This window comes from Streptomyces sp. UG1 (genome assembly GCF_049974585.1).
Taxonomy (GTDB): domain Bacteria; phylum Actinomycetota; class Actinomycetes; order Streptomycetales; family Streptomycetaceae; genus Streptomyces.
Map to the genome: position 1 here is coordinate 1 of NZ_JBNGGG010000125.1, position 1681 is coordinate 1681.

The 1681-nt window shown below is 70.0% G+C and carries 2 protein-coding genes; both read right to left on the reverse strand.

The annotated features are described in order from the left end of the window. Positions 1 to 891, reverse strand: coding sequence for an ABC transporter permease (locus ACP4J3_RS50590; RefSeq protein ID WP_426545032.1), 891 nt, complete (start codon positions 889 to 891; stop codon positions 1 to 3). After that, complete coding sequence (locus tag ACP4J3_RS50595; protein ID WP_426545034.1) at positions 878 to 1666, reverse strand: ABC transporter ATP-binding protein; 789 nt, start codon at positions 1664 to 1666, stop codon at positions 878 to 880. The genes ACP4J3_RS50590 and ACP4J3_RS50595 overlap by 14 nt, the downstream gene beginning before the upstream one ends. Between the last annotated feature and the right edge of the window lie 15 nt (positions 1667 to 1681).

Here is a 1681-nt window from a genome sequence, read left to right on the forward strand (position 1 = left end):
TCAGCTCCTTGCCAGCAGGCCGCGGCTGCGCAGTACCCATCGCTCGAGTGGGCTGAAGATCAGCAGGTCGATGGCGATGCCGACGATCAGGATGAGCAGGATGGCGAAGAACACCATGGACATGCTGCTGGTGTTGCGGCCGTTCTCCAGCAGCTGGCCGAGGCCGACGCCGAGGTCGGGGGAGGAGGCGATGATCTCCGCTGCCATCAGGGAGCGCCAGGAGAAGGCCCAGCCCTGCTTGAGGCCGGCCAGGTAGCCGGGCAGGGCGGCGGGCATGACGATGTGCCAGGTGCCCTTCAGGCCGGTGGCGCCCAGGGTGCGGCCGGCGCGCAGGAAGAGCGGGGGGACCTGGTCGACGCCGGAGACCAGTCCGTTGGCGATGGAGGGGACGGCGCCGAGGAGGATCACGGCGAACATCATGCGGTCGTTCAGGCCGAGCCAGATGACGGCGGGGGGTACCCAGGCGACGGAGGGCAGGGACTGCAGGCCGGAGAGGATGGGTCCGATCGCGGCGCGGACGAGCTTCACGCGGGCCACGAGCAGGCCGAGTGGGGTGCCGATGGCCAGGGCGAGCGCGAAGCCGAGCAGGCCGCGGGAGACGGAGGTCCAGATGTACTGGTGCAGGGTGCCCTGCAGCCAGGCCTCGCGTAGTTCGCCCCATACGTCGGCGGGTGCGGGCAGTTTGGCCGGATCGCCGGCGGTGCCGGTGGATACCAGTAGCTGCCAGAGGGCCAGGACCAGGGCGATGGCGGCGATCGGGGGCAGGACCTTGCGGAGCAGGGTCTCGCGTAGCGGGGTGCGGCCGGTGGGGATGGTTTCCAGGGCGTCCAGGCCGGCTTCGAGTCCTGCGAGGTCGCCTGGGTCCTTGGCGGTGGTGTCAGTGCTGGCCATGGCGGCGGATCTCCCCACGCAGTTCTTCGGTGATCTGTCGGGACAGTTCGGCCACGGCGGTGTCTTCGATGCGGCGTGGCTGGTCGATGTCGACGGTCCACTGGCGGGCGATGCGGCCGGGGCGGGAGGAGAGCAGGATCACGCGCTGGGCCAGGCGTACGGCCTCGCGGACGTTGTGGGTGACGAACAGGACGGACAGGTGGGTTTCGCGCCAGATGCGGGTGAGTTCGTCGTGCAGGACGTCGCGGGTGATGGCGTCCAGGGCGGCGAAGGGTTCGTCCATCAGCAGCAGTTTGCTGTCCTGGGCCAGGGCGCGGGCCATGGCGACGCGTTGGCGCATGCCGCCGGACAGTTCGTGGACGCGTTTGCCGTGGGCGCCTTTGAGGCGGACCAGTTCGAGCAGGTTCTCGGCGCGCTCGCGGCGTTCGGTCTTGGGGGTGCCGCGTAGTTTGAGGGCGAGTTCGATGTTTTTGCCGGCGGTCAGCCAGGGGAAGAGGGCGTGTTCCTGGAACATCAGGGCGGGGCGGCCGTCGGTGGTGATGGTGCCCGCGCTGGGCCGGTCCAGGCCGGCGACGAGGTTGAGCAGGGTGGATTTGCCGCAGCCGGAGGCGCCGAGGAGGGTGACGAATTCGCCGGGGGCGACGTCGAGGGTGATGTCGTCGAGGACGAGTTGCCGGCCGGCGGGGCCGGTGAAGGACTTCGACACGTGGTCGATGCGGGCGGCGTGCCGGGCGGACACGTCCGTGTCGGCGGCCTTGGCGAGGGCGGTTGCCATGGTCGTCACCTCCTG

Coding starts and splice junctions, on each gene's coding strand:
- ACP4J3_RS50590 (WP_426545032.1), bottom strand. CDS start 891: ATGGCCAGCACTGACACCACCGCCAAGGACCCAGGCGACCTCGCAGGA.
- ACP4J3_RS50595 (WP_426545034.1), bottom strand. CDS start 1,666: ATGGCAACCGCCCTCGCCAAGGCCGCCGACACGGACGTGTCCGCCCGG.